This is a genomic window from Kitasatospora brasiliensis, assembly GCF_032654805.1.
Lineage (GTDB): Bacteria > Actinomycetota > Actinomycetes > Streptomycetales > Streptomycetaceae > Kitasatospora > Kitasatospora brasiliensis.
Map to the genome: position 1 here is coordinate 57,570 of NZ_JAUOOW010000008.1, position 25,668 is coordinate 83,237.

Genomic DNA, 25,668 nt, shown 5'->3' on the forward strand with positions numbered 1-25,668 from the left:
GGGTTAGAAGGTCCGGCCGCAGACGACCAACGTCGTCGCCAGGGCTATCAGCGCGAACAGCGCGACCGTGTAGGCGATGGCAACCGAGAGGGGCGTGAGGGCTGCACAAACGGAGCTCTCGGCCGAGTCGCGGCAGTCGTCCTGGCCGCCGTCCAGCACGCACTCCTCGTCGGCGGTCCGGGTGACCGGCGGAGCGCTCAATCCGCGGGCTCCAAGTCGGTGAGCGGGACCAGCTCCGGGTACGGGTCGGCGGAGCTGTCCCGAGCCACCCAGGCGTGGTGGGAGAGCTTGCTCGGGGTCTGCGTGACCGTGCCCGTCCAGCCGTCCGTGCGGTGCCGAACCGGGTCGCCCTGGATCACCCTGCTCACGGGTCGCTCCTCTCGGGTGTTCACGCGACACCCGGACGGGCGACGCAGTTACGGCAGCTGCACAACGACCGCACGGCGGCGTTCTGGAGCAACGCGCCTGCGGACAGGGCCTGTCCCGGCGGGTTGGCCGCCTTGTAGTCGTCCAGCGGGTTCCAGTCGGCCGGGGCCTGCGCCACCGGGGACTGGGCGGGGCCGATCACGACCTCTTGGTACAGCTTCGGGGGGTGGCGTCTCGTCATCGGTCTGTCCTCCATTGCCGCTCGAAGCAGCTACATCCAGTGAACGACTGAGGAGTTACCGAGAACCAGAGCAGAAGGTGAGCACCCATCAGGCATAATCAACGCACTGCCCGGCCTGACCTCGGGCTTCTCGTATCTGAGCGGAGGCTCCCGTGGCTCCGAGAAGGAGGCGTCTAGCCCAGCGCCGCAAGGCACTGGGCTACAGTCAGGAGGCGTTCGCCAACGAGTTAGGGATCGCTGTGTCCACGGTTTCCCGTTGGGAGGCCGGCGCGACCGATCCTCAGGGGTGGGTACACCCCAAGATGGCAAAGGTCCTGAAGGTCACCCCTGAAGGGCTGGCGGGCCTCCTCGCACCAGAGGTGACAGTTTCTGACCGCTCGGTGGTCTACACCGCTGCCCCTCCTGGTGATACTGACGATATGAAGCGCCGCGACGTACTGAGTCTGCTCGCCGTAACCGGGGCTCTCATTGCCCTACCGAGCTCCGACAGTTCCTCGTCTCGCCCCAGGGTTGCTGCGTCCCTGGTGGAAACCGGGCCCGAGTTGAATGCCCATCTCTGGAAGGTTTTCGGCCTTTCCGACTCCAAGCGGGCCGTGTACCCGATGGTTCGGCACCAACTGGGCCTTCTGGCAAAGGGACTCGGGGAGAACCAGTCAGAGGGGTCACGCCAGCAACTCTGTGCACTGGTAGGAGACCTGTACCAGCTCGCGGGTGAGATCTTCTTCGACGCCAACAGGTACACCGATGCCGCGCACTGCTACACGCTTGCTGCGACCGCCAGCAAAGAAGCTCAAGCATTCGACTTGTGGGCTTGCGCGTTGACAAGGCATGCCTTCGTCGAACTCTACGAGCGTCGTTTTGCCATCGCGGCTCCCATACTTTCAGTGGCGTCTCGGGTGGCAGAACACGGAAACAGTCAGCTCTCCACCCGGTACTGGGTGGCGGCGGTCCAGGCAGAGGTCCATGCCGGCCTCGGCGACCTCGACGCCACCAAGCGTGCACTCGATGACGCCGAGAAGGTGCACTCCTTGTCCGGGCAGCTTCACGACGGAGGCTGGCTTCGGTTTGATGGCTCACGTCTGGCTGAGGAGCGGGGGACCTGTTACCTCGCACTCGGCCGCCCGGATCTGGCAGAGGACGCACTGACAGCCGCGCTCTCGCAGCAGCTGTCGCTGCGTCGCCGGGGAGCGGTACTCGCAGAACTGGCGGCACTCGGTGTCGACCGACGCGATCTCGACCAGGCGGGTTACTACACCCGCGCTGCTTTGGGGCTGGCGAGCCAGACCGGCTCGGGTTACATCGGGAAGAAGCTGGAGGGCGTCAAGAGCCGTCTGGTCTCGCTGATGGCCGATAGCCGAGCTTCAGCATTGCACCAGCAGATTTCGGCGCTCGACAGCGCCGTCTGACGAAGGAGTGACGCATGTCGTCTGACGGACAGATCTTCCGCGAAGCGTGGATCGCAGGCGTGTCAAAGCACTTCCCGGGTGAGCCGAAGGCGGGCTATATCGCTCCATGGGCTGAGACGCCGGATTGGGAACGCGAGTGCGCCGCAGCGGTGTACGGCCAGGTCCATGACTTCATCAAGGTAAGCGGCGGCAACACGTCGAAGCTCACCCGGGAGCAAAAGGGGCGCTTCGTCGCAACGTGCTGGATAGCTCAGATCCACAAGCACATCGAGAACCCGAAGCCGGGCTACGTGGCTGACTGGAACGACCTGCCCACATGGCAGCAGGAGACCGATGCAGACATCTTCGAGGCAATCGAGCACGCGAACTCGTGAGTCGCCTGCCTCCGCCCTCCCGGCCAGCGGAAACACGGCACGGCCGGGCGGGGTGGAGCATGGTGTCCGCTCCCCGGTCTCGACGCCGTCTGCGAGCAGCTCTCCAGCGGCTGGCATTCACCGCGGACCACGTGACCTGCGAGCAACGCCAGCCCGCAGTCTTGTCTCAGCGCGCACCTGCAGCCCCCGTGCCGGTCCAGGGAACAGACAGAACGAGCGTGGCAGCCACCCAGAGCTGACCGGCTTGCGGTTTCAGGCCGTGGGCAGCCGTCCTCGCAGCAGGGGGCGGTCGGCGTGGGCCCCCGGCCTCGCAGGCAAAGCGCCGATCGACTATCCCGGGAAGCTCCCGATGAACGCTTCAAGGCCCCCAGCCAGGTCGAGGGGCTGGGGGTCCACGTCGTAGTCGATCCACCACACGACGGGTACCTCGGGTGCCAGGTCGTGCAGCACGTTGTAGATCACGGTCAGAGGTCCGACGAGCGATCCCCGGTCCTCGAATGCGAACATGCCGTGCTGGAGGTTGAACGACACCTCCGCCGGCCGCCCGCGATCGAGGTCCGCCACGATCTCCAGGAAGCCCTCGAACGCGGTGCTCACCGTGGCGTCCGGCCAATGCCTCCGGACACACTCCTGTACCTGCTCGCCGGTGAAGGTCCACGGTCCGGCCTGCTCGGGGTCGGCGCTGAGGTAGAAGCTGGATCCCACGGGTGCTCGTTTCTCTTGGTGCGGGCTTCGCAGCCCCGGTCAGGGTTCGATTCGGACACGGCCGGTAATGCCCTGAGCCACCATGAGGGCCTGGATGTAGGCCCTGGCCTTGGGGTCGGGCGATTTGCAACTCTGCTGCTGGCCTGTGTACTTGGCGTCGATCTCGGCGCCGTCCTCCGGACGCACGCCGTCAGCGTCCATGCCCAACTCGCACCCCTTCTCCGGGTCTTTGACGTCAGTGTGGAGCCGGTACTCCGTCGACCCGGCCACCCGGACCTGGTACGCCCTCCTCGCGTTGATCTTCGGGTCAGCCCGCGCTGCCGTTCATCGCCTGGTCCGATCCGCGGCCCCAGCCCGACGGCGTGGTGTTCTGGAAGACGCCGGAGATCGTGGCCTGGGCACGGGGGGCGCGTTCGCCTGGATCCAGCCTCACCATCGGGGCCCGGCGCTCCTCCACCACGTCGATGCTCGCACCGGGCTGATGGCGGACGACTTCGCGGTGCCGGCGGACTGGGCGGAACGCCTGGTGACCTGACGAGCCGCCCCGCCCCATAGGAGAGGTGGCGGAGTTCATCGAGGAGATCCTGCTGCTGCGGCGCAACGTCGAGTCCATCGCCGCCCGGATGGACTCGCCCAGGCCGGTCGCGCAGCGCGCAGACGCGCTGGCCGCCCGGCTGGACACCATCCTCGACGCCGCCCGGCGGGCGTCGGGCATCGGCGGGGGAATGCAGGTCTGGTAGCCGGTGGGCACGGATCCGGTAGGCGTCAGCGACCCCTCGAAGCTCTCCGCCGCTCACCCTCCGGGGTGAAGGTGACGGAGCAGGGGAGCGGGCCGTCACCGAAGCGCACCGCGAGCAGCAACGGTTGCTCATGGTCGGGCGGCCAGGATTCGGTCTCCGACTCGCAGCCGTTCCACAAGTGGAAGGAGACCATCGGCCGGGCCGGGTCCTCGCTGAGGTAGCCGAGCGTCTTTCCGTACAGCGGGTTGCTTCCTCCGAAGAGGACGGACGGGTCACCGAACTCCGCCGTCACGTCCGGCCAGGTGCGGTCTTCCTCCGCCCATCGCCGAGCAGAGGCGCTGAGGCCCTCGTACGCCTCCTCCGTGAGCAGCCGGTCCGGCGTGAGCCAGCCGCGGCGCTGCGCGAACTCGGCGTACACCGAGGCCATGCCGTACTCGCCGTCCCGCACACCGAGGAGGTTCCGGATCGCTCCGGTGACCCCGACGGCGGACCACAGCCCGCACGACTCCCAGTCCCGCTGCTGCCGGGCGAGGTCCCCAGCGCGGCGCTCGGTGAACAGCAGGAGGTCGAGCAGCTGCCTCAGGGCAGGCTCGCCGCCGAACATGCCGGGCCGGCGGAGTGCCAGGTTGAGCTGGGCGGTGAGGTGGGCGTGTATCTCCTCGCCGGTGGCGAGGGGAGGGGGAAGGGTCATGCGGGGAGTCTGCCGTACCGGGGTGCCGCGGCGCCGCCGCGACGGACACCGTGGAGGCGTTCACCGCAGAGGCGTTCACCGAGGCTGGAGCCGTTCAAGAAGACGATCGACCAGTGGCTGCTGAACGGCCTGGAGGCTCCGCCGGAGCAGCGGCACACGGTGCAGCGGATCCCGGCCGGGCTCCAGGCCGTGTAGCGGCGCCCGCTTGGGGGGCGTCTTGGCCAAGGGCGTTCGTGCGGAGCTTCCCAGCCCGGCCGGCTGAGAAGGCGACGCCGGTGCGGCGGCCACGGTGGCCCTGGGTATGTCCTCATCACCCGGTGACCCGCCGCCGGGCCCGCAGTACCCCCGCGGGCCCGTACCGGCCCAACCGGTGCCGGCAACGGCGAGGGGCGGCCCGATGATCGGACCGCCCCTCGCTGAAACCGTGCCCCTGGCCGTCAGGCCTTCGGGAGCGTTATCCCCAGCTCCAGCATCGCCGGTGAGGCCGGGCCGCCCTCGGAGCGTTCGGTCTTGTAGCCCTTGACGCCCGGGGCGACGGTGCGCGGGTCCACCGCCTCCGAGGGGGCGCCGGTGGAGTAGAGGCCCTCCGGGTCCTGGTCGCGGTCGTGCGGCAGGAGCCAGAAGACGCGGCGGCGGAAGGTGCCGGAGGCCCGGGAGGACTTGGCGTCGGGGCCGAGGATCGCGTAGCCGACCATCCGGCCGTCGCGGTGGTAGGCCGGGCGGCCGCGGCGGGTGGTGAGGCGGTCCAGCGACTGACGGACGTAGTCGAGGTCGGAGGTGTCCTCCAGCCAGACGAGGTCGGTTTCGTGGGCGAGCTCGGCCGGGTCGATCAGCGCGCTCACGCGTTGTGCTCCTCTGTGTCGTCGGTGATCAGGCCGATGCCCGGGTAGAACTTACGGCTGTTGGACAGGACCATCTCCTTGGGAGAGGTCATACCCAGTGTCTCGCGGACTCGTGCGGCGAAGGCACGCCCGGATACGGGATTGGCCCCTTCGAAGCCGCACCAACGGGTGTAGGCGCCGAAGAGCTGGGACTGTTCGGCCCGCATGCCCTCGCCGGTGACGCAGGCCTCCTTGAGGAAGCGGCCGACGTGGTCCTCGGTCTCGGCGTACGCGGTGGTGGCGGTCTGGACGGCCTGGGGGCCGGCCAGGTCCTTCTCCCCGGCGAAGTAGCGGCGGGCGCCGTCGATGAGCCAGGCGAGGATGCCGGGGCCCTCTTCGGCGACCAGGACGTGCGCCAGGTTGTCGATCTTGCGCTCCTCGGGGACGACCCGTTCGAACGGGATCAGGCGCATGCGCCGCCAGAAGGCGAAGCCGCCGGTGCCGACCTCGGGGCGGTGGTTGCCGAGCAGCCAGAGCTTGTGGGTGGGCTCGAAGGAGAAGAAGTCCTGGCGCATCCGGCGGGCCTTGATCTTGTCGCCGCCGGTGAGCAGCTTGACCCGGGCCTCGTCGAAGCGGTCGCCGGGCTTGAGCTCGGAGCAGACGATGATGCGGCGGCCGTGGAGTTCGGCGAGGTCGGTGGGGTGGCCGTCGAAGGTCTTGGCCATCAGGAAGCCGGGTGGGGCCGCGTCGGCGTAGTCGCCGAGGAGTTGGATCATGACGTCGAGCAGGACGGACTTGCCGTTCTTTCCCTGGCCGTAGAGGAAGGGCATGACCTGGGCGCCGACGTCGCCGCTGATCGAGTAGCCGAGCAGCAGGTGGAGGAAGTCGCGGGTCTGGCGGCCTTCCTTGTCGTCGCCGAAGGTGTCGGTGAGGAAGCGGTCCCAGCGGGGGGTGCGCATCCGGGCGGGGGCCAGGGTGGTGGAGCGGGAGTGGTGGTGGACCTTGGGGTCGGGCGGGACGATGGCCCCGGTGCGCAGGTCGACCACGCCGCCGGGGGTGCACAGGGCGTAGGCGTCGGCGTCGAGGAGGGCGGCGTTGAGGACCATACCGGGGGCGGACTTGGCCTGGGCGAGCATGGCGTTCATGCCGGAGGTGGACAGGGCGCGGCGGCGGTGCCGGCGCAGGTCGGTGTTGGTGTAGAGGCCGCGCGGGTCGTGGGTGGCGATGCTCTCGGCCATCTCGCCCGCTGCCCACAGGACGGTGTCGTCCTCGTCGAGCTGCCAGCGGTGCGCGGACCAGCGGTACCAGCCGAGGCCGGGGACGTGGCGGTAGTCGCCGCCGTAGAGGTGGACGAAGAGTTTGGCGTTGCCCCGGTCGGAGAGCGAGTCGGGCAGCAGGCCGTGCGGGGTCGCCTGGGGGCCGGTGGGGGCCTGGACCGACGCCGTCACGGCCGTCGGCGGGGCTGCCGCGGCCGTTTGAGGGGCCACCGTGGCCGGGGCCGTGGTGGGGGCGTCGAGGAGGCTCTCCTGGACGGCGGTGCCGTGCCAGGGCGGCTGGGACGGGCCTGGGACGGGCGGGTAGTCCAGGATCTGCTGGGCTGCGGCCACGGGGTCGAAGACCGTCCTCTTGCGGCGGGTGCGATCGGTCATCCGCGGGCCTTCCCGACGTGCAGGGGCTGCCTGCTGCCGGCCGCCAGGCCGGAGCGGATGACGGCGAAGTTCTGCCTGTCCTGGGCCGGACGGGCGGTGCGGGCGGCGTCGAGCAGCAGGCGCTCGGCGTCGTCGTGGGTGAGGTGCCCGGCGGAGACCAGGCCTCCCAGGGTGTAGGCGGCGCGGTTGAGCTTGCCGGTGAAGCCGGCGCCCTCGGGTGTGCCGGCGCAGGCGGTGACGTCCTGGAGGACGGTGTCGAGCACCCGTTCCGCGCCCTTCTTCCCGCCGCCGGCGGCGACGACGGCCTGACGGGCGCGGTCGGGGACGGCGGCCTGGGGCACGCTCTGCCGTCCGGGCCGGTCCTTGAGGTGGCCGGTGCGGACGAGTTCCTCGCCGAGCCAGTCGGGCAGCGGGGCGGGGGTCCGGGCTCCCGGCAGCACGGTGTAGGTGCCGACGGCGGTGACCGTCCCGGGGGCGACGATGTAGCCGCCGTGCGCCCGGACGTCCACCTGCCAGGCCAGGGCGCGGCCCGCGGAGGAGCCGGTGGAGCAGGCGAACCGGCGGTCGGCGTGGTCCTGGTACCAGATGTGCAGGCCCCCGGAGGGAGTGCGGACGCGCAGGGTGCTCTCGTCCGTCGTGGGGTCAGGGGCCCGGCGCAGGGCCGCCAACAGGGCGAGGGTGTGGTAGCCGTTCTCCAGCCCGTCCAGGTCGACGTCCTCGTGGATCGGGATGCCGGGCAGGATGCGGTCCCGGGCGGGGACGACGTTGGTGTGGCTGTCGACGTCGATGACGACGAGGCCGGCCGGGCCGCAGGCGACGCCGGCTCCGAAGTCCGGGTTGACGCGCCACCAGGCCCCGAGGACGTCCTGGTCCAGAGTCGCTGCGTGGAAGCCGTGGCACCAGCGACCGACGGCGGGGCACGGGCAGTCCGTGGGCGCGTGCGGGGACTCCTGGCAGGCCTGGCAGTTCGCGGGCGGGGTCTTGCGGCCCGGGGCGAGCGGATGGACGGGCCAACCCTGGGCAGCACACCACCGGGCAACGGCCAGCGCATCCGGCTGGCGCTCCGTTCGGTCGCTCCCCACGGCCTTCGGCGCCGTCACGCTGTCCCTTCCCCTTTGTTCGGTAGCTGCTCTGACGTGAGTCGCTCATTCAGTAGCTGAGGGCAAAAAGCCAGGTCAGGGCACTGGTAGGCACCGAATCAGCGACTGAAGCGACCGAAGTTCAGAAGATAGCTCACACAGACTAGCCGAGCGAGCACGTGCGAACCGCTACTACCGGACCTTGCGGGCAAACTGAGCGACCAAGACCCGGCCCAGCGACCGAGCTCGTTCAGTCGCTGCTTCGGTCACTGCCGCATTTTCGCAGGTCAAAGCCAGTTCCAACAGCCAAAAGCGACTGAAGCGACTGAAGCCCGGGTCTATAACGCGCACACGCACACGTGAATGTCTTTATATACCCAAGCTTGAGTCGCTTCGGTCGCTGATTGGGTGGGTAGATGCGCTCTGACCTGGGGTTTTACGGAGCGACTGAACCTCAGCGACTGAAAGCGACTGAGTCTCTGGGGGCGTTTTCCCCGGCGTGTCGCGCGTGTCAGGGGCGTCCGGAGCTCCCGAAGTTGAGTCGCTCGGTAGCTTCGGTAGCTCCAGTGACCGAAGCGGAGGCGGGCGCGTCCTCTCCAGGAAGCTGCGGCAATCGGGACCGTCGGTCGCTTGGGTCGCTTGGTCGCTGAGTCTCTGTCCGAGGTCTTGCCCTGCGGGCCGCCAAGCCGCGCTGAAACCGTTCGGCCTGGCCGGGGAACAGCGCGCCGGGAACGGCAGCGACTCAGCGACCCAAGCGACCGAGCTTCGAACACTGTGGGCGAAAAACAGGATGTGCGACCGGAAGGTCCACCTCCACGCTGCGGCCATGACGTTCTCGTCCAGTTGGGCAGCTGCTCCGGTGTCTGACGACCAGGTACGCACGGTCGACATCAGTGGCTCGGTGCCGACAGCGACCGACGCCCATCAGGCGGCCAGGCTCGTCTCCGGATCGGGTTGGCGGGTGCGCATGCGGTCCTGGACGGAGTTCGAAGCCGAACACACCTACGCCCGTCTGTCGGTGCTCCCGCTGGACCCGGTGATCTTCTCGGGGAGATCGCGATCACCGGAGTCCCCACGCTGGTCGAGCCCTTCGGGCGCACCGGCCAGCGCTGCACCATCGAGCTCTACGACCCGGACAGCGGCGAACTCCTCATCGAGCTGCCGACCGGTCAGCAGCTCTCGTCGACGTAGCCCGGCGTCAGCCGAGGGCGGCGGCTTTGCGGAGGAGGACGCAGCGTTCGCGGGTGTTGCGGCAGAGGCGGGCGGCGAGTTCGAGTTCGGCACGGGCTTCGGTGGGGCGGTCGAGGCGGATGAGGAGTTCGCCGCGGACGGCGGGGAGGAGGTGGGAGCCGGAGAGGCGGCCGGAGGCGGCGAGGTCGTCGACGAGGTCCAGGGCCTGTTGCGGGCCGGTGGCCATGGCGACGGCGACGGCGCGGTTGAGGTCGACGACGGGGGAGGGGGCGACGCGGCCGAGGGCCTCGTAGAGGATCACGATGCGTTCCCAGTCGGTCTCCTGGACGGAGGGGGCCGTCGCGTGGCAGGCGGCGATCGCGGCCTGGAGGCCGTACGGGCCGAGGCCGCGGCCGGTGGCGGTGGCGCGGCCGAGGGCGGCCAGGCCGCGGCGGATGGCGGAGCGGTCCCAGCGGCGGCGGTCCTGTTCCTCCAGGAGTACCGGCTCCCCGTCGGGCCCGGTGCGGGCGGGGAAGCGGGCGGCGGTCAGTTCGAAGAGGGCGAGCAGGCCGTGCACCTGGGGCTCGCCGGGCAGCAGGGCGGCCAGCATCCGGGCCAGCCGGACGGCTTCGCGGGCGAGGTCGGGGCGGAGCAGGTCGTCGCCGGTGGTGGCCGTCGAGCCTTCTGTGAAGATGACGTACAGGACGCTCAGGACGGCGCCGAGGCGTTCGCGCCGTTCCTCGGGCGGGGGCGTTTCGAAGAGGACGCGGGCTGCGGCGATGGTCTTCTTGGCGCGGGTGATCCGGGCCTGGACGGTCGGTACGGGGACGAGGAAGGCGCGGGCGATCTCCTCGCTGGAGAGTCCGCCGACCACGCGCAGGGTGAGGGCGACCCGGGCTTCGGGGGAGAGGACGGGGTGGCAGGCGGTGAACATGAGGGCGAGGACGTCGTCGTCGACCCGGTCCGGGTCCCACGGCAGGTCGTCCGTCCGTTCGGGTTCGGTGGCGGCGCCGGAGCTGAACTCGCCGTCGGTGAGCCGGCCGGCGAGCGCGGCGTACCGTTCGTCGAGGGCCGAGGCGCGGCGGAAGGCGTCGATGGCGCGTCGCCGCGCGGTTGCCAGCAGCCAGCCGACCGGGCTGGTCGGCGCGCCATCGCGCGACCAGGTGACCAGGGCTTCGGCGAGCGCCTCCTGGGCGACGTCCTCGGCGAGCGCGAAGTCCCCGGTGTAGCGGGCCAGCGCGCCGACGATGCGGGCGGACTCGATGCGCCAGACGGCCTCGACGGCCCGCCGCGCCGATTCGGCGATCGGCGGGCCGTCGGCGGCTCGGGGTGTCACAGCTGCCCGGTGCTTTCGCGCCAGGCGCGCTCCTTGATGATCCACTCGTTGTCCTGCGGGAACTCCTCGATGCCGGGGACCCGGCGGACCTCGCACTTGGAGCCGGGGAAGGCCGGCATGCGCCTGGCCCACTCGACGGCTTCCTCCTTCGAGGCGACGTCGAGGATGTAGAAGCCGCCGAACAGTTCCTTGGTCTCGCCGTAGGGGCCGTCGGTGACCACCGGGGTCTCGCCGCTGTAGTCGACCACCACGCTCTGGGACGGGTCGTCGAGTCCTTCGGCGGCGACCAGCACGCCGGCCCGGATCAGTTCCTCGTTGAAGCGGCCGACCGTTTCGAGCATCTGCTCGAATGGCGTGTCCATCATCTTCGCCATGGACTCGTCCGTGCCTCGCATGATCAGCATGTACTTCGCCACTTCGGCCTCCTCGTTCGGGGGTCGCCTTCCGACCCTCTCCGTCCATAGGTCGAACGGCGTGCGCGCGGATCGACACGGGGACAGGCACATGATGCATGTTCTTCGAAGACGGTCGTCCGTACGTCGATCGTGGGCCTGGCGGTGGGCCGGAGGCCAGGGATTCGACCAGGGCCGAATGCCTGGCCGCGGCGCCGTGACCAGGGGCATCGTCGTCCACGGCGAACGCCACGCCGGCCCTCCGCGGACGAGGGGATCCGCAGGGGACTCGGGCGCGGTGCTCGGCGCCTGGCTGACGGGGTGCAGCGGCCAGCTCCCGGGCTGACGCACCACAGGTGAGGGCGCCCGGCCGGGACCTCCCGGCCGAGCGCCCGGCGCGGGGGAGCGGTCAGGGGGTGGCCGGGCGGTCGAGGACGAGGTCGCCGGCGCGGGCGAGGACCTCGGCGCGGGTGCGGCCGGGGTGGTCGGCGGCGAGGAAGTGGTTGCCGATGGCGACGCAGAAGGCGAGGAGGCTGCGGGCCTCGATCTCGTCGGGGTCGGTGCGGACGGTGCCGATCGCCTCGCGCAGCAGGTCCATGCGCCGGTTGTCCACGCGGCGCAGGCGGTCGGCGACGGCTTGGTCGCGGCGGGCCCAGTCGCGGACGGCGAGGTCGATGGGGCGCAGGCGGTCGGAGAAGGTGAGGTGTACCGGCCAGGCGGCCCTTGTCGAGGGCGTCCCCGGCCTCGTGCCGGATCCGGTCGAGGACGTCGTCGGTGGCCCGGGAGGCGGGCGAGGCGGTGGTGTTCGACGAGCGCGAGGTCAGGCCCCGCGAGGTCCACACCCTGCTGTCGCGCTGACGTCCTGTAGGGGAGGTCGGTCGGCTCGCGGACCGGTGGCGGCGACGCGGCTGACGAAGGTCTCGTGGCCGTCCGAGCGGAGGGCGTCGGCGACGACGGCGGAGGCGCCGCCGGGAACCAGGGCGATGACCGCGCCGCCGCCACCGGCGCCGGTGAGCTTCGCCCCGAGGGCGCCGGCCGAGCGGGCGGTGGCGATCGCGTGGTCGAGCGCCGGCGTGGACAGGCCCATGCCGGCGAGCACGCCCTGGGCCTCGTCCAGGAGCCGGCCGAGCGCGGCGAGGTCACCGGTGCCCAGCGCGTCGCGCCCGACGCGGGTGAGGCCGCCGAGGTGCGTGAAGTGGCGGCGGAAGAGGTCGGGGTGGAGCTGCGCGCGCCGGCGCAGCAGGTCGACCTGGCGGGCGGTGGAGCGGCGTTCCCGGGTGATCGCGATCACCAGGTCGAAGGCCTCCCGGACGGGCAGGGGAGCCGCGTGGGGGCGGGGCGTCCGTTGGAACCAGATGGTCGCGCCGAGCCCGACGGCCGCGTCGTCCAGGCCGGAGGACGTTCCGTGGAACGCGGCCTCGACGGCTCGGGCCTGGTCCAGGAGTTCGTCCTGGCCGGGGTGCCGGTCGGTGAGGTCGGCGAGGGTGCGGAGGAGGGCGACGGTGAAGGCGGCGGAGCTGCCGAGGCCGCATCCGGGCGGGATGCCGGACTCCACTTCGGTGGTGACCTGGTGGGGGGCGAGGGCGAAGAGCGTCGCGGCGGTGTCGACGGCGGTCCGCACCGATGGGTCCGTGGGCCGGGTACTGGGGCCGCCGTCCTTCAGGGTCCTGTCGTTCAGGGTGGTGGTGAGGGTGAGCCGGAGGCCGATCGGGGTGGCGATGGCCGGCTCGCCATAGCCGACGGCGTGCTCTCCCAGGAGGATCACCTTCCCGGGGGCGCTTCGGGTACTGGTCCTGGAGTTCACACGAGCCCGTCTCACACTCTCTGGTTCACACCGTTCACGCGCTCTGGTTCCGCTGGTGGAGCGCCATGTGCCCGCGCTGGATGCCCTCGCCCACCAGGGCGCGCAGGGCGGCGAGGTTCTGGGCGAGGCCGACGGCGGCCATGACGGCGGCCAGTTCACGGGCGCCGGCGATGCCGAGGAGGCGCAGCGAGAGGCAGGCGCGGGGGTTGCCGGTGATGCGCGCGCCGACGGTGCCGACGGCGAGGGGGATCTCGATGCGGCCGTGGAGGTGGCCGTCGGTGTGCCGCCAGGTGGCGAGGGGCTGGTAGCTGCCGTCCCGGGCGGCGAAGGCGTGGGCGCCGGCTTCGAGGGCCCGCCAGTCCTGGCCGGTGGCCAGGGCGAGGGAGTCGATGCCGTTCATGATGCCCTTGTTGTGGGTGGCGGCCCGGTGGGGGCTGTTGGTCGCGAGCGCGCAGGCTTGGTCGATGCGGTGGGCCATCTCGCCGCCGGTCCGTTCCCGGGTGCCCAGCAGGGCTTCGGGGATCGTGGCGCGGGCGCGGGCGAGGCGTCGGTCGGACAGGTTGGAGACGATCCGGATGTTGGCGATGCCGCCGGTCACCGTGACGACGTGCGGGGCGATCTTCTCCACCAGGGTGTTGACGGCGTTGGCGCCCATGGCGTCGCCGACATCGGACACGAGGTGGACGAGCAGGCTTCCGTCGGGGAGCACGGTGGAGCCGATCTCGCGGGCGCCGCAGCCGCGGGCCACCATGCGGGGCTGGAGGCTGCGGGCCGTCTCGATGAGCCGGGGGGCTGCCTGCTTGACCCGGGCGGCGGCCGCCTCGGCGTCGGGGACGTCGATCACGTGGATCTGCCCGGTCATCAGGGAGGGGTCGGCGGCGGCTTCGATGCCGCCGCAGTCGCGGGTGATCCGGGCGGCGTGCGAGGCCGCGGCGACGATCGAGGGTTCTTCCGTCACCATCGGTACGAGATAGTCGCGGCTGTTCACCAGGAAATTGACGGCGATGCCGTAGGGCAAAGAGAAGATGCCGATCGCATTCTCGATCATAAGATCGGCTTGGGCGCTTTCGAGTGGAATGTCACTGACGAGTTCGTCGCGCTCACCCGCGGTGAGCTGAACGGTATCGGCCAGGATGTTTTGCCGCTCGGGCAGCGGAAGTCGGTAGAAACCTGGCAGGCGGGATTTCATGACCCTCCTTTCACCGGAAAGGCAGGGTGGAGAGCCTTTTCCTACGCTACCAGGAGTGACGGCCGTGAATGTCAAGAATCCTCAAAGTCTGCGGCGGAGGAGACGAGCGTGCGCGGCCGGTCCCGCCCAGGCCCGGACGGCGTGCGCGCCCGGCGCCACAGGACGAAGCCGGCGGCAGCCGTCCACAGGAAGGTCGCCGCCGCGTGGATCGTGAAGGGGATCACGCAGCCGGCCGACCACTTCCCGGTGGTGATGAAGAGGGTGGCGATGTTCGCGGTGTTGACGACGGCGACGACGACGGCCATCCAGCCGCCGAGCGCGCGCGGCAGGACGGGGTGCGCGCGGTTGGCGTACACGACGGCGATCCAGACCGAGGCCAGGGGGAGGAGGCTGACGACGTAGAGCGAGTTGAGCGACACCCACATGAAGCTGATCTGCCGCAGGTCGGACGGGGTGCTGCCGAAGGCCGGGTACCCGCGCGCGAACAGCGCGGCTCCCGCGTACAGCCCCGTGACCACGAGTTGGAGGCCGCCGAACATCGCCGCTCCGACGGTCATGACGATCTCGGGCAGCCCCATCCGCCCCCTCGCCCTCGCGTGCGCCCTGGCCAGCAGGACGAAGAACGCCGAGATCGCCAGCACGGCGACGCTCCAGGCGATCGCCTGCACCTCCGCGACATGGCGCGGGAGCATGTAGGCGAGGTATTTCCGCCCGTCGAGATTGTTGTCAGGATAGGGATAGTGACCGACAGCGACCGTGAGAGCTCCGGCCAGTAGTGGCATCACGCCGAGCAGTGCGGTCCAGGGTGAAGCGTCGCGTTCCCGCATGATGACGCCTCCGGCATTCCGTCGACGGTTCTCACGATCCTCATTCTTCAGCATCGTGTCCATGCGCGCTCCTCGGGACCCGGGCGGGGATTTCCTTCAAGGTGCGTTCATTCCCGATAACGACCATCATGACGTGCGGGGGCTCCCTTTCCGGATGCGATTCCCGCAGGGGATGCCGCCAAGGAGGCGTGCACCGTGCGAAACCCCTTCATGCCGCCGGAGCGGGTCCGCCGGCTGCGGGCGTGGGACGTCCCGCCGGACCTCTGGGACGCCCGCTCCTGCGGCCTGGTCACGGAGGACGGCTTCGCCGCGGCGCTGGGCAGGCTGCGGATGGGGCCGCCCGGCGCACCGGCGGTGCACGGCGGGACGGGGGCGCCGTGCTACGTCGCGCGCGACTCCGGGTACGCGCCGATGGAGTCGAAGCGGGCTCCCGTCGACGGCGAAGGGGTGCGGACGGGCCGTGAGGTCCTCGCGGCGGCTTCCTCGTCCGTGGCCCAGGAGAGCGTGACGGCCGGCCCGATCGGCGCGGTGGCCATGGTCGCGGCGGCGTGCGCGCGCCGGTTCGCGTCGCGGGACGGGAGCCGGTGGCTGGACCGCCTGGCGAAGGCCGTCCCCGCCAAGGGCGGCGAGGTCGAGCGCCTGGCGGCCCGGTATGTCGCCCGGCATGCCGAGGACCCGGCCGAGGCGGCGAGCATGGTGATGCGGGATCTGTTCGCCCACTGGTACCAGCTCTGCTTCATCCGCGGCGGCGACGGCCGCGAGGGCAGCCTCTGCGGATCGACGCTGTGCATCACCACCGCCGTCGACTACGTGGACGCGGCCGACGGCTCCGCGAGCGGCGCCGACGTGCACCTGGTGGCCGCGAGCGAAGGCATCGCGTGCCTGGCGGGACGGGCGGCGGACCGGACCCTGCGGGACACCGCGGTCACGGACGCCGTGATCAGGGCGCGGGACACCCTGCGGGAGGCGGCCGCCGCCCTCCCCGATCCCGACGCGTACGTCGACGCCGCCGGAGGCCCGGCAGGCCCGGGAGAGCTGATGCGGACCCGCTGGTGGGACGGCGCGATGCAGCCCAGCCTCAAGCTCGCCACGGGCACGGCCGCCTACCGGCACCTGGCCGACGGATCCGGAGCGTTCCGCCCCGCCGACCGGTGCCCGGCCATCAGGCGGGCCCTGGACCTCGTCGTCCGCTACAACGAGATCGTCGACGCCGTGTCCGACCACCGGCTGGAGGAGGGCCTCAACGAACCGCTGGCGGCGCTGGCCAACGGCGGCGGGCCGGCCGTCGCCGGCTACGGCAACGCCTGCGCGCGGATCATCGACGACGCGCTCGCCTGCGGGTGCGGCGAGGACGGCCACGAGGAAGCGGCCGAGATCGCCATGGGCAACGTGATCTTCTACCTGGCCCCGCGGTGGGGCATGAGCCGTCAGGTCGCCTGCCTCTCCACGGCGGCACCGGACCTTCGCGACGCGTTCGCCCGGCCTCCGCCGGGAGCACGCCTGCGCGCCGTGGCCGGTACCGTCCTGCGGCCCGGGACCATGCTGCACACCGCCGACTGGCGGCCCCTGTGGGCGCAGACCCACCCGTTCCCGGACGGACTCGCGCACCGGGCCGCCCGGCGGTGCCTGGCTCCGGGAAGCGGCCCGGATGCCGTGCGCCGCTGCGAGACCGTCGCCGAAGCGGCCCTCGCGGCCGGCGACGCGGCCGACGCGCTGCGGGGCCTCGCCGGTCGCTGGTGCGACCTCTACGACGCCGCGCTCGACGCCGCCCACCTCGACGGCGCGGTGCGCCGGGTCGGGGACGAGCTACGGCCCTTCATCGACCGGATCTGGCAGCAGAACGTGGTCGGGCACCCGGAACACACCCTCGCCGAGATCGACGACGCCGGCTGCCGGCTCCACATGGACCTGTGCTCCGCCATCCACCGGACGTACGCCCTGCGCCCCGCCCGTCAGGGCTTCGCCGTCCGGCGGGCCTTCCTCGGCGCCACCAGCAGCGCCCTCGAACTCAGCGGCCTGGGCCCGTACAACCGGCTCACCGACCTGCTCGCGACCGCCGGGTGACCTGAGAGGACCGAAAGTTCGCTCCGCCCGGGACACGCGATAGCCGAATCCGTGACTCTCAGCTTCAAAAGCGCTACTCTTCGCGTTTGCGATGGTTGGCTGGGGGGTACGGATGACGGCCAATTCGTCCTCCAGGAACAGCGAGACCCGATGTTTCTCAGATCACTCAGGGCCGGGCTGGCCGCCGCCACGGCCGCCGCTCTGGCGGTATTCTCCGCTGGCACCGCACAGGCCGCGACCCTGCCGTACGGTTATGACTTCGCTGCGGGCTTTGCCGCGACCGCCGCCGCGCCGACCACCCCGCCGCCGGGGGCCAACGACTTCTCCTGCCGACCGACCGCCGCTCATCCGTATCCGGTGATCCTGGTGCACGGCACGTTCGGGAACATGGACGACAACTGGCAGACGGCCTCGCCGTTGCTGGCCGCTCACGGCTACTGCGTCTTCGCGCTCAACTACGGCGGCGCGACGCCCACGTCCATCGTCCAGGGCACCGGCGACATCGCGGCCTCGGCCGGGCAGCTCGCGTCGTTCGTGAACACCGTCCTCGCCGCCACCGGAGCGGCCAAGGTCGACCTCGTGGGGCACTCCCAAGGGGGGATGATGCCGCGCTACTACATCAACTTCCTCGGCGGCGACAGCACGGTGGACCAGCTCGTGGGGCTCGCGTCGAGCAACTACGGCACCGCCTCCCTGGGGCTGTTCACGCTCGCCGGCGAAGTCGGCAGCTTGCTCGGCATCCCGCCCAGCACCCTGCTGGCCGCCTGTCAGGCCTGCGGGCAGCAGGGAACCGGGTCCTCCTTCCTCGCGCACCTGAATGCCACACCGACCGTTCCCGCGGTCCGTTACACCGTGATCGCCAGCAGAGATGACGAGGCGGTCATTCCGTACACGAACAGCTTCCTGCCCGCCGCGCCGAACGTCACCAACATCACCGTCCAGGACCAGTGCTCGGTTGACGCCACCGACCACCTGGAGCTCGCCGCCGACCCCATCGCGCTGGCGGACGTGCTCAACGCCCTGGACCCGGCGCACCCGGTGCAGGTCCCGTGCGTGCCGGTGCTGCCGCTCACAGGCCCTCCCGGGCCGGTACCCGCCTTCTGAGAGAGCTGAAAGCCGGTCGATCCCCGATTCGTCCTTGGGCCGAGTCGGGGATCGTCACGCGTCAGGCCCGATAGTCGGCGAGGCCGTGGGCGGGGTGCCAGCCCTGGGCGCGGGCCCTGGAGAGATCGAGGACGACGCTGCGGGCGAGGAGGTCGACGGTGTAGGGGGTGAGGCCGGGGACGCGGTGGGTGCGGGCCTCGGGCGTGCAGGGCGGCGCGGTGGTCGTCGGCGAGGTCGGCGAGGTCGCCGCGGCTGATGAGGGGCCGGACGGTGCCCGGGCGGGTGTGGCGCAGGACTGCGGGCCGTTCGGGGTGGTCGGTGCGCAGGGCGTGGGCGAGGCGGTGGGCACGGCGGGGCTGCTTTCGGGGCGCAGGGATGAACGGTTCAGCGGACGTCGACGGGCCGGGGCCCGGCTCCGCGCTCCAGGTACCAGCGCGCGGTGCCCAGCACCCCGTACGCGCGGATCCGTCGGGTGGAGTTCTGCACCACCATGTCGCGGCGGCGCACCACGGCGGTGGTGTGCCGGCGGACCCGGTTGAGGAAGGCCCGGTCGGTGGGCGAGGGCCGCCGGGGCATGCCGCCGACGGCCGGATTCCGTAGGCGTGCGGTGCTGAGGGTCGCGTCGGTGCCTGTCCTGCCCGTTGTCAGTGGTGTGTGGCATGTTGATTTGCCGATGCCGGGAGGAGGTGGGCCGGATGATCCGTGCGTACAAGTTCTTGATTCGGCCCACCGTGGGTCAGGCGCAGGCGCTGACCGAGATGCTGCGGGATCACTGCGCCCTGTACAACGGGGCGTTGCAGGAGCGCAGAGACGCCTACCGGCATCCGTCGAAGACGAGCATCAGGTACGGACAGCAGTCCGCGCAGCTCCAGGAGATTCGGGCGTTCGACCCGGAGTGTCAGGGCCGCTGGTCGTTCTCCTCGCAGCAGGCGACGCTTCGCCGGCTGGACAAGGCGTTCGCGGGCTTCTTTCGGCGGGTCAAGTCCGGTGAGACACCTGGCTACCCACGGTTTCGGGGAGTGGGTCGGTTCAACACGGTGGACTTCCCCAAGGACGGCGACGGCTGCCGCTGGGACTCCACCCCACACGCCCCCGTGACCCGCGTCCGGTTCCAGAGTGTGGGGCACGTCAAGGTCAACCGGCACCGACCGGTGATTGGCAAGGTCAAGACGATTGCGGTGAAACGCGAGGGCCGCAAGTGGTTCGTCGTGCTGACCGTCGAGCAGGCCACACCCGAACCGCTGCCGAAGACCGGCAGCATGGCGGGCATCGACCTGGGCGTAGCCAACTTCCTCGCAGACTCCAACGGCCAGTTCGTGCCCAACCCGCGCCACGGCCGGAAGGCCGCCGCCAAGGTGAAAGCCACGCAGCAGGCTCTCAGCCGGTGCAAGCGAGGCAGCAACCGCCGCCGCAAGGCCGTCCGACGTGTGGCCGACCTTCACCGCAAGGTCCGCCGTCAACGACTCGACCACGCCCACAAGACCGCCCTTGACCTGGTCCGAGCGCACGACGTCATCGCCCACGAGAACCTGACCATCCGCAACATGCTGCGCGCCCCCGCTCCCCGGCCCGACCCTGACAGGCTCGGTGCGTTCCTCCCGAACGGCGCTGCTGCGAAGGCCGGGCTCAACCGTTCGGTATCGGATGCCGGGTGGGGGGTGTTCCTGACGATCCTGCACGCCAAGGCTGAAAGCGCCGGACGGGAAGTCATCGTCGTGGACCCTCGCAACACCTCTCGCACATGCCCCCGTTGTGGACATGTCGCCAAGGAGAACCGGCTCACTCAGGAGGCCTTCCACTGTGTCGCCTGCGGCCACGAGGCCCACGCCGACACGGTGGGAGCCGTCAACGTTCTACGGGCCGGGCTGGTCCGTCGCGACGCCCGAACGGGTTAGCGAGAAGCCCCCGGTTCAAGCGGGGGAGGAGTCACGTTGTTGCCTGCGTGCATCTGGTACGGGGGCAGGAAGCCGTGCTGACGATGCCGTGACCGGCTACCGATCGCGCCTGGGCCCTCGAACGGGTGACCGGGCCGGAGCGTCGGTGGGTCACGCCGGCGTCGCGGTCGGCAGCCGAGGCGGAGGGGGCCGTGACCGATCGTACGATCAGCTCTGAACCGTGGCGAGCCAGTCGGTCAGCAGGCTGTTGACCTCCTCGGGGCGTTCCTGCTGGATCCAGTGGCCGCAGCCTTCCAGGAGATGGGAGGCCGACAGGCGGGGCAGGGTGGTGGGGTAGGCGTCGATGGCGTCGGACATCCAGGTGGTGGAGGCGTCCAGGGTGCCGCCGATGAACAGGGACGGCTGCTTGATCGGGGCTCCGCGGTGCGGGGCGAGGTCTTCCCAGTCGCGGTCCATGCTGCGGTAGCGGTTGAGGGCGCCGGTCAGGCCGGTGCGCTCGAACTCCCCGGCGTAGACGTCGAGGTCCTCCTCGCTCAGCCAGGCCGGGAGCGGGCCGGCGGGGAAACGGTCGCACAGCCGGTGGCCCGGGGTGACGAAGTGCGGGTCGGGCTCGCCCTCGGCGGGCATGGTGTCGGCGGACAGGGCCGCGTAGAAGCCCGCGAGCCAGCTCCGGACGTCGGGCTCGATCTCGGCCTCGGCGCGGCCGGGCTCCTGGAAGTAGGAGACGTAGAACTCCTGCTCGGGGCCGCCGATCCGGTCGAAGACGTCGGTGGGGCGGGGGCCGCCGGGCGGCGCGTACGGGACGCTCAGCAAGCCGACCGCGCGGAAGACTTCCGGGTGGAGCAGCGCGGAGGCGGCGGCGATGTTGGAGCCCCAGTCGTGGCCGACGATCACCGCGTTCTCCTCGCCGAGGGCGTGCACGACGGCGACGTTGTCCGCCACCAGGTCGAGCATGCGGTAGGCGTCGGTCGCGGCGGGCCTGGAGGAGCGGCCGTAGCCGCGCACGTCGATCGCCACTGCCCGGTACCCGGCCGCGGCGAGGGCCGGGAGCTGGTGGCGCCAGGAGTACCAGGACTCGGGGAAGCCGTGCACGAGCAGGACCATCGGGCCGGTGCCCTGCTCGACCAGGTGCAGGCGCCCGGCGGGGGCATCGACGGTGCGGTGGCGCGGTGCGGCGGTCGGCTCGGATCGCATGGGGACTTCTCCTCGGTTCGCGGGCGGCCGGTGGGAACCCGTCGATCATGCGGCGCCGCGGCCACTCGGCGCGATCGGCGTTGCCGTTCTGGCAAGATCGCAGGACAGGGCGGTGAAGCGGCACGGCGGGAAGGAGCGCGGACGGTGGCGGATGACGACGTGGCCCGGACGCCGGCGGCGATGGGGCGGCGGCTGCGGATCGTGCGCGAGCGCCGTGGCGTCACCCTCGCCGAGGTCAGCCGCGCGACCGGCATCTCGCCCAGTACGCTGTCGCGGATCGAGACCGGCCGGCGCAAGCCCACCCTGGAGGTGGTGCTGCGGCTGGCGAAGGAATACGGAGTCGCCCTGGACGAGTTGGCCGGCACCGCACCCGCCCCAGCGGCCGAGCCCCGCAGCACGGCGCCGCACGGCTTCGGCGACGACAAGGCGGTGTTGCCGCTGACCCGGTACGTGGGCGGCCTGCACGCCCACAAGCACGTCCTGCCCGCCGTCGCGGAGCCGCCCGGGCGGCCCCGACAGGTGTCCCACGAGGGCTACGAGTGGCTGTGCGTCCTGTACGGGCGGTTGTGGCTCGCACTCGGCAACCAGGACCTCGTCCTGACCGCCGGGGACACCGTCGAGTTCGACACCCGCGTCCCCCATGGAGTCGCGAACGCCGGGTCCGCCGGACCGGTCGAGTATCTGATCATGTTCGGGCCCCAAGGAGAACGTCTACGACCGCGCACCCCTCCAGCCGCCGACCGAGGGACCGGTGACAGAAGGCTGCCGAACGAGCAGTCGTGACAGGTCGGGTGCCTCGTCGGTGACGACCACGCTGCTTCGTCCGGTCCCGTCCACCACGTCAGCCGAGCTGTCCGGTCGGCCGCATGGTGATCTGGTTGATGTCCACGCCCGCGGGCTGGTTGAGCACGAAGGCGATCGTGTCCGCGATCTGCTCGGGGGTCATCGCCTCCTCAGGGGTGCCGCCGCGCTCGGCCCAGAACGCGGTGTCCACCACTCCGGGGGCGATGACGGTCACGCCGACCCGGTCCTTGCTGACCAGCAGCCGGGTGTTCTCGGCCAGCGCGTGCGCGGCCCACTTGGTGACCGAGTACAGATTGCCGGGCGTGTTGCGCACCCCGGCGACGGAGCCGATGAACACGATCCGGCCCTTGGACGCCCTCAACTGCGGCAAGGTCTCGCGCACCAGCAGGGCCGGGCCCAGAACGTTGGTGAGGACCATGGCGCGCATGTCCTCGGGGGCGTGGCTCTCCAGGTTGCCGGGCAGCGAGAAACCGGCGTTGGCAATGACGTTGTCCAGTCGGCCCCACGCCTGAACCACGCGGCGCACGGCGGCGGCGACATCCTCCGCCTCGGCGGTGTCGCCGGTGATCGTCAGCAGCCGCTCACCCGCTCCGGCCGAAGCGGCGAAGGCGGACAGCTTGCCCGCGTCACGTCCGGTGACCGCCACACGGTGGCCTTGCTTGAGGAGGGTGCGGGCGGTGGCGGCGCCGATTCCGGTCGATCCACCAGTGATCAGCGTGACGGGCTCCATGGAGCGGCCTCCTCGGCGACGTGGTCGTCAGTTCCCAAAACGCCTGCACTATACGCGGGGTGAGGTGTGGTCAGGGATGTCGCACCGTACCCGATCGTGCCACGGGTGCCCGGGTGGATTGTCAGTGGGTCGCGCTACGTTCGTGGTCATCAGCCGAGGAGGAGGGGCGCCGTGACCGACCGCACGAGCGAGACGATCAGCTGGGACGAGGTGCGGGCGCTCATCGCCGCCCGGGTCCCGCAGGGCGTGATCGACCGGCTCTCCCCTCTTCCCGTCGCCGAGCTGCGCCACCTGCGCGCCCCGTTGCGGGGGCTCCGCACCGAGCTGTCCCGCGAGCTCTCCTCGCGGGACAACCAGCGCTACCGCACCGCCTACGACCAGCTCGCCCCCCTGCACTTCGCCGGAATCCTCAGCGCCGCCACCCCGGCCGAGGCCCACGGCTGGCTGACGGCCCGCCGCCTGCTCACCGAGAGCTGGTTGCGAGCCGGCGGCGGGGGCGACAACCCCGACTTCCACACCGTCCTGCTTGCCTTGATCCGGCAGGACCGCGACGCGGCGTACCACCGCGAACTCGCGGTCCGGCTCGCCGAGTGGCTGCCTGCCCGGGGGGACCACGCCCGCTGGTTCCTCGCCCACGGCCTCGCCGTCTGGTCCGGCGCCGACCTGCCCGCCACCGACGGCTACCTGACCGGCTGGGTGCACGAGGGCGGCATGACGCGCTACCCGTACCACCGCGAGATCGGCGGGTGGTTCGCGGACCAGGGCCTGCGCGAGCCGGTGCCGCACCACGACACCCTGCTCTCCTGGCTGCGCGACCAGCCCCGGACGGCCGAGTTCGTCCGCCGGCTCTTCGACGTCCCGGACGTCGGCACCGCGTTCGCCGACCCGTACGCCGCCGCCGACGGGCCCGACCACGCGTGGCCCACGGCGCTCACCGCCCTGGCCGCCGAGGGCGTGCTCGACCGCGCCGAGCTGATCGACCGGTGCCTGGGCCGGCTGCTGCGCGGCGACCGTCCCGGCAACCTGCGCGGCTTCCTCCGGCTGTACGCGGCGCTGGCACCCGACACCGAGGAGCTCCTCGCCCGCGCCCACGACCTCGTCCGGCTGGCCGCCGAGGGGGCGCCGGGCGCCGCCAAGGCCGCGCAGACGGCGCTGCGCTCGGTGGACGGGCGGCTGCCGGCCGACCTGTTCGGCGAACTCACGGCGGGGGTCCTGGCCCGCTCGGAGAAGGCGCTCGCCACCACCCAGCTGACCTGGGCCGACGCCGTGCTGCGCCGGGGCGGGGCGGCGGCCGACGACCTGCTGCCCGCCCTCGCCGCCGCCTTCATCCATCCGGCGCCCGCCGTCCGGGAACGCGCCCTGGGCCTGGTCGCCCGTCACCTGCCCGACGCCGCCCCGGCCACCGCCGAGACGGTGCGCGCCGCGGCCGGCGGTCTCGGCCCCGCGCTCCGGCCCGAGGCCCGGCGGCTGCTCGCCCTACCGGACCTGGCGACGGCTACGGCTCAGGCCGCCGCCGCGCTGCCCGCCGCACCCGCCGCGCTGCCCGCCGCACCCGCCGGGCCGCTCGACCTCGCGGAGCGGTTCGGCGCCCTGATGGCCGACCGGATACCCGACCCCGGCGAGTTCGAGACCGTGCTGGCCGCCCTCGTCGCGGAGCACCACCGCGACGCCGCCGCCCTGCGCAGCGCCCTCGCCCCGCTCGCCGCACGCCGCGTCGAGCACAAGGTCCACTTCGTCGAAGCCCGCAGCATCGACGGAGCACTCGGCTGCCTGCTCGACGCCCTGACCGGCCGGCCGCACGAATCCGGCGGGTACGGGGCCCACCTGCTCGACCCGCACGCCCAGATCCGCAGCCCCGCCGTGATCCCCGTGGTGCGCGTCCACGAGGCCGCGCACCACGTCGCCGACGCGCCCGTGCCGCTGCTGCTCGCCACCCCAACCGCCGGCGACGGCACGATCGATCCGGCCGTGCTCGTCGAACGGCTCGCCGCGTACCGCGCCGTCGGAGCCCGTCCCTGGCCCGCCGACCTGGCCCAGGCACTGCTGCGGACGGACCCGGGCGCCGTGCCGGCCGTCCGCGCCACCGCCGCCGCTTTCGGCTGGGACCTGCCCGCCGACACGCCGCTGCCCGCACCCGACGGCTTCCACACCCAGACCGCGGACCAGCCCGAGCAGTTGTCCCGCTACGGCTGGGTCCCGGCCACGCTTCCGCGCATCGTCCCGCTCGCCGCCACCGCCGCGCGCGTGCCCGAGGGCATCACCGGGCTGCTCCACTTCCTGCCGGATCCCACCGAGACCGGCCACTTCACGGGCATGCTGCTGACGTCGTTCGCCGAGGTCGTCCAGCTGTCCTGGCTGGCGCCCTGGCACCCGGAGACCGTGGCCGCCCACGGCCTCCCGGCGGTGGTGTCCCAGGCGGGCTCGGCGTCCGGCTTCCGGGCGGCCAACCCCCTGCTGCCCGGACTCGCGCAGTCCCCCGGCGAGTTCGGCACCGTCGGCCACCTGGCCCTCGCGTACGGGCTGACCGCGGTCCGGGCCGACCACCGCACCGCCGCCCTGGACGCCCTGCTGGCCCTGGCCGCCCGCGGCCGCCTGCGTCCGGAGGTGCTCGGCGACTGGCTCACCGCGCTCTGGCGTCTGACCGCGGCCAAGCCGAACCGCTTCCTGCCCGTCCTCGCCGACGCCGCCCGCAGCGGCGCGGGCCGGGAGGTGTGGGCAGTGCTCGCAACTGTGATCACTGCTCTCGTTTCGGAGCCCGGTCGCCGCGGCCTGGCCGACACCCTCGCCCTCGCCGCCGACTGCGCGGCCGCCGAAGGCATCCACACCCCCCTGCCCGCCCTCGACACCCTGACCACCCCGCCCGCCCCCACCCGCGTCCGCACCGAAGCGGCCCGCCTGGCCCGACTCCTGACACCCTGACCGCGACGCCCCGGACACCGACGCCCCGGACACCGACGCCCCGGACACCGACGCCCCGGACACCGACGGCTCTGCTCACGGCTCTGCCGCGTGAACCGTTGGGATGGCATTTCCGCGCATTCCCCATGGCGTGCCCGAGGCGCGCCGCCCGGCCGTCCTAGAAAGACG

27 protein-coding genes and 1 pseudogene are annotated in these 25,668 nt (G+C 71.7%); 8 read left to right on the forward strand and 20 right to left on the reverse strand.

Annotated elements, in window-relative coordinates:
* Positions 1-3: 3 nt before the first annotated feature.
* Genes QWJ13_RS28855 through QWJ13_RS28865 form a run of 3 tightly spaced genes read right to left on the reverse strand, consistent with a single transcriptional unit; the run spans position 4 to position 607 of the window.
* Positions 4-201: a hypothetical protein gene (locus QWJ13_RS28855; protein ID WP_316528130.1), complete on the reverse strand. Its 198-nt coding sequence runs from the start codon at positions 199-201 to the stop codon at positions 4-6.
* Positions 198-368 carry a hypothetical protein gene (locus tag QWJ13_RS28860; protein WP_316528131.1) on the reverse strand — a complete coding sequence of 57 codons (171 nt, stop codon included), beginning with the start codon at positions 366-368 and terminating at the stop codon, positions 198-200. Before QWJ13_RS28860 ends, QWJ13_RS28855 begins: the two co-directional genes overlap by 4 nt.
* 20 nt (positions 369-388) lie before the next feature.
* Positions 389-607, reverse strand: coding sequence for a hypothetical protein (locus QWJ13_RS28865; RefSeq protein ID WP_316528132.1), 219 nt, complete (start codon positions 605-607; stop codon positions 389-391).
* A gap of 152 nt (positions 608-759) precedes the next feature.
* Between QWJ13_RS28865 and QWJ13_RS28870 the strand changes: the two genes are divergently transcribed.
* Together QWJ13_RS28870 and QWJ13_RS28875 are read left to right on the forward strand one after the other, a co-directional pair.
* The gene (locus QWJ13_RS28870; RefSeq protein ID WP_316528133.1) at positions 760-2,013 is read left to right on the forward strand and encodes a helix-turn-helix transcriptional regulator; all 1,254 of its coding nucleotides are present in this window, start codon (positions 760-762) and stop codon (positions 2,011-2,013) included.
* 14 nt (positions 2,014-2,027) lie between these two features.
* Entirely contained in the window at positions 2,028-2,387 is a 360-nt protein-coding gene (locus tag QWJ13_RS28875) for a hypothetical protein (RefSeq protein ID WP_316528135.1), read from the forward strand.
* A gap of 330 nt (positions 2,388-2,717) precedes the next feature.
* Here the strand turns inward: QWJ13_RS28875 and QWJ13_RS28880 are convergent, their stop codons facing one another.
* The 3 genes from QWJ13_RS28880 to QWJ13_RS28890 are packed head-to-tail and all read right to left on the reverse strand — an operon-like array spanning position 2,718 to position 3,528.
* On the reverse strand, positions 2,718-3,092 hold the full coding sequence (locus tag QWJ13_RS28880; protein WP_316528136.1) for a hypothetical protein: 375 nt from the start codon (positions 3,090-3,092) through the stop codon (positions 2,718-2,720).
* 39 nt (positions 3,093-3,131) lie between these two features.
* Positions 3,132-3,392: a restriction endonuclease fold toxin-2 domain-containing protein gene (locus QWJ13_RS28885; RefSeq protein WP_432277629.1), complete on the reverse strand. Its 261-nt coding sequence runs from the start codon at positions 3,390-3,392 to the stop codon at positions 3,132-3,134.
* Positions 3,393-3,399: 7 nt separating this feature from the next.
* Positions 3,400-3,528, reverse strand: coding sequence for a hypothetical protein (locus tag QWJ13_RS28890; protein ID WP_316528138.1), 129 nt, complete (start codon positions 3,526-3,528; stop codon positions 3,400-3,402).
* Positions 3,529-3,652: 124 nt separating this feature from the next.
* On the opposite strand from QWJ13_RS28890, the gene QWJ13_RS28895 reads away from it, so the two are divergent.
* Positions 3,653-3,832, forward strand: a complete 180-nt coding sequence (locus QWJ13_RS28895) for a hypothetical protein (RefSeq protein ID WP_316528140.1) — start codon at positions 3,653-3,655, stop codon at positions 3,830-3,832.
* A gap of 25 nt (positions 3,833-3,857) precedes the next feature.
* On the opposite strand, the gene QWJ13_RS28900 is transcribed toward QWJ13_RS28895, so the two are convergent.
* The 10 genes and pseudogenes from QWJ13_RS28900 to QWJ13_RS28945 form a co-directional block, all read right to left on the reverse strand.
* Positions 3,858-4,523, reverse strand: coding sequence for a hypothetical protein (locus QWJ13_RS28900; protein ID WP_316528141.1), 666 nt, complete (start codon positions 4,521-4,523; stop codon positions 3,858-3,860).
* Between the two features lie 437 nt (positions 4,524-4,960).
* Positions 4,961-5,365, reverse strand: a complete 405-nt coding sequence (locus QWJ13_RS28905) for a DUF6009 family protein (protein ID WP_097240598.1) — start codon at positions 5,363-5,365, stop codon at positions 4,961-4,963.
* Positions 5,362-6,993 carry a DNA primase family protein gene (locus tag QWJ13_RS28910; protein WP_316528142.1) on the reverse strand — a complete coding sequence of 544 codons (1,632 nt, stop codon included), beginning with the start codon at positions 6,991-6,993 and terminating at the stop codon, positions 5,362-5,364. Before QWJ13_RS28910 ends, QWJ13_RS28905 begins: the two co-directional genes overlap by 4 nt.
* Entirely contained in the window at positions 6,990-8,093 is a 1,104-nt protein-coding gene (locus QWJ13_RS28915) for a bifunctional DNA primase/polymerase (RefSeq protein ID WP_316528143.1), read from the reverse strand. Before QWJ13_RS28915 ends, QWJ13_RS28910 begins: the two co-directional genes overlap by 4 nt.
* A gap of 1,177 nt (positions 8,094-9,270) precedes the next feature.
* The gene (locus QWJ13_RS28920; RefSeq protein WP_432277630.1) at positions 9,271-10,602 is read right to left on the reverse strand and encodes an RNA polymerase sigma factor; all 1,332 of its coding nucleotides are present in this window, start codon (positions 10,600-10,602) and stop codon (positions 9,271-9,273) included.
* Positions 10,575-10,994 (reverse strand): YciI family protein, encoded by a 420-nt coding sequence (locus QWJ13_RS28925; protein ID WP_316528146.1) that lies wholly within the window; start codon positions 10,992-10,994, stop codon positions 10,575-10,577. The genes QWJ13_RS28920 and QWJ13_RS28925 overlap by 28 nt, the downstream gene beginning before the upstream one ends.
* A 385-nt stretch (positions 10,995-11,379) precedes the next feature.
* Positions 11,380-11,749, reverse strand: a pseudogene (locus QWJ13_RS28930) (TetR/AcrR family transcriptional regulator); the annotation flags it as partial.
* A gap of 41 nt (positions 11,750-11,790) precedes the next feature.
* The gene (mvk, locus tag QWJ13_RS28935) at positions 11,791-12,735 is read right to left on the reverse strand and encodes a mevalonate kinase (protein ID WP_316528147.1); all 945 of its coding nucleotides are present in this window, start codon (positions 12,733-12,735) and stop codon (positions 11,791-11,793) included.
* 73 nt (positions 12,736-12,808) lie between these two features.
* The gene (locus QWJ13_RS28940; RefSeq protein ID WP_316528149.1) at positions 12,809-13,963 is read right to left on the reverse strand and encodes a hydroxymethylglutaryl-CoA reductase, degradative; all 1,155 of its coding nucleotides are present in this window, start codon (positions 13,961-13,963) and stop codon (positions 12,809-12,811) included.
* Between the two features lie 71 nt (positions 13,964-14,034).
* Positions 14,035-14,853 carry a hypothetical protein gene (locus QWJ13_RS28945; protein WP_316528150.1) on the reverse strand — a complete coding sequence of 273 codons (819 nt, stop codon included), beginning with the start codon at positions 14,851-14,853 and terminating at the stop codon, positions 14,035-14,037.
* 132 nt (positions 14,854-14,985) lie between these two features.
* Here QWJ13_RS28945 and QWJ13_RS28950 point away from each other — a divergent pair, with 132 nt between their 5' ends.
* Together QWJ13_RS28950 and QWJ13_RS28955 are read left to right on the forward strand one after the other, a co-directional pair.
* Positions 14,986-16,854, forward strand: a complete 1,869-nt coding sequence (locus tag QWJ13_RS28950; protein WP_316528151.1) for a hypothetical protein — start codon at positions 14,986-14,988, stop codon at positions 16,852-16,854.
* Between the two features lie 51 nt (positions 16,855-16,905).
* On the forward strand, positions 16,906-17,958 hold the full coding sequence (locus QWJ13_RS28955) for an esterase/lipase family protein (RefSeq protein ID WP_316528152.1): 1,053 nt from the start codon (positions 16,906-16,908) through the stop codon (positions 17,956-17,958).
* A gap of 61 nt (positions 17,959-18,019) precedes the next feature.
* On the opposite strand, the gene QWJ13_RS28960 is transcribed toward QWJ13_RS28955, so the two are convergent.
* The gene (locus QWJ13_RS28960) at positions 18,020-18,307 is read right to left on the reverse strand and encodes a hypothetical protein (RefSeq protein ID WP_316528153.1); all 288 of its coding nucleotides are present in this window, start codon (positions 18,305-18,307) and stop codon (positions 18,020-18,022) included.
* Positions 18,308-18,342: 35 nt separating this feature from the next.
* Entirely contained in the window at positions 18,343-18,534 is a 192-nt protein-coding gene (locus QWJ13_RS28965; protein WP_316528154.1) for a hypothetical protein, read from the reverse strand.
* A 119-nt stretch (positions 18,535-18,653) separates the two neighbouring features.
* Here QWJ13_RS28965 and QWJ13_RS28970 point away from each other — a divergent pair, with 119 nt between their 5' ends.
* The gene (locus QWJ13_RS28970) at positions 18,654-19,853 is read left to right on the forward strand and encodes an RNA-guided endonuclease InsQ/TnpB family protein (protein WP_316528155.1); all 1,200 of its coding nucleotides are present in this window, start codon (positions 18,654-18,656) and stop codon (positions 19,851-19,853) included.
* Between the two features lie 207 nt (positions 19,854-20,060).
* On the opposite strand, the gene QWJ13_RS28975 is transcribed toward QWJ13_RS28970, so the two are convergent.
* Entirely contained in the window at positions 20,061-21,047 is a 987-nt protein-coding gene (locus QWJ13_RS28975) for an alpha/beta fold hydrolase (RefSeq protein WP_316528156.1), read from the reverse strand.
* A gap of 144 nt (positions 21,048-21,191) precedes the next feature.
* Between QWJ13_RS28975 and QWJ13_RS28980 the strand changes: the two genes are divergently transcribed.
* Positions 21,192-21,830 (forward strand): helix-turn-helix domain-containing protein, encoded by a 639-nt coding sequence (locus tag QWJ13_RS28980; RefSeq protein ID WP_316528157.1) that lies wholly within the window; start codon positions 21,192-21,194, stop codon positions 21,828-21,830.
* 58 nt (positions 21,831-21,888) lie between these two features.
* Here QWJ13_RS28980 and QWJ13_RS28985 read toward each other — a convergent pair whose 3' ends face one another.
* Positions 21,889-22,581, reverse strand: a complete 693-nt coding sequence (locus QWJ13_RS28985) for an SDR family oxidoreductase (protein ID WP_316528158.1) — start codon at positions 22,579-22,581, stop codon at positions 21,889-21,891.
* A gap of 171 nt (positions 22,582-22,752) precedes the next feature.
* Here QWJ13_RS28985 and QWJ13_RS28990 point away from each other — a divergent pair, with 171 nt between their 5' ends.
* Positions 22,753-25,500 carry a DUF6493 family protein gene (locus QWJ13_RS28990; RefSeq protein ID WP_316528159.1) on the forward strand — a complete coding sequence of 916 codons (2,748 nt, stop codon included), beginning with the start codon at positions 22,753-22,755 and terminating at the stop codon, positions 25,498-25,500.
* The last annotated feature ends 168 nt before the right edge of the window (positions 25,501-25,668 follow it).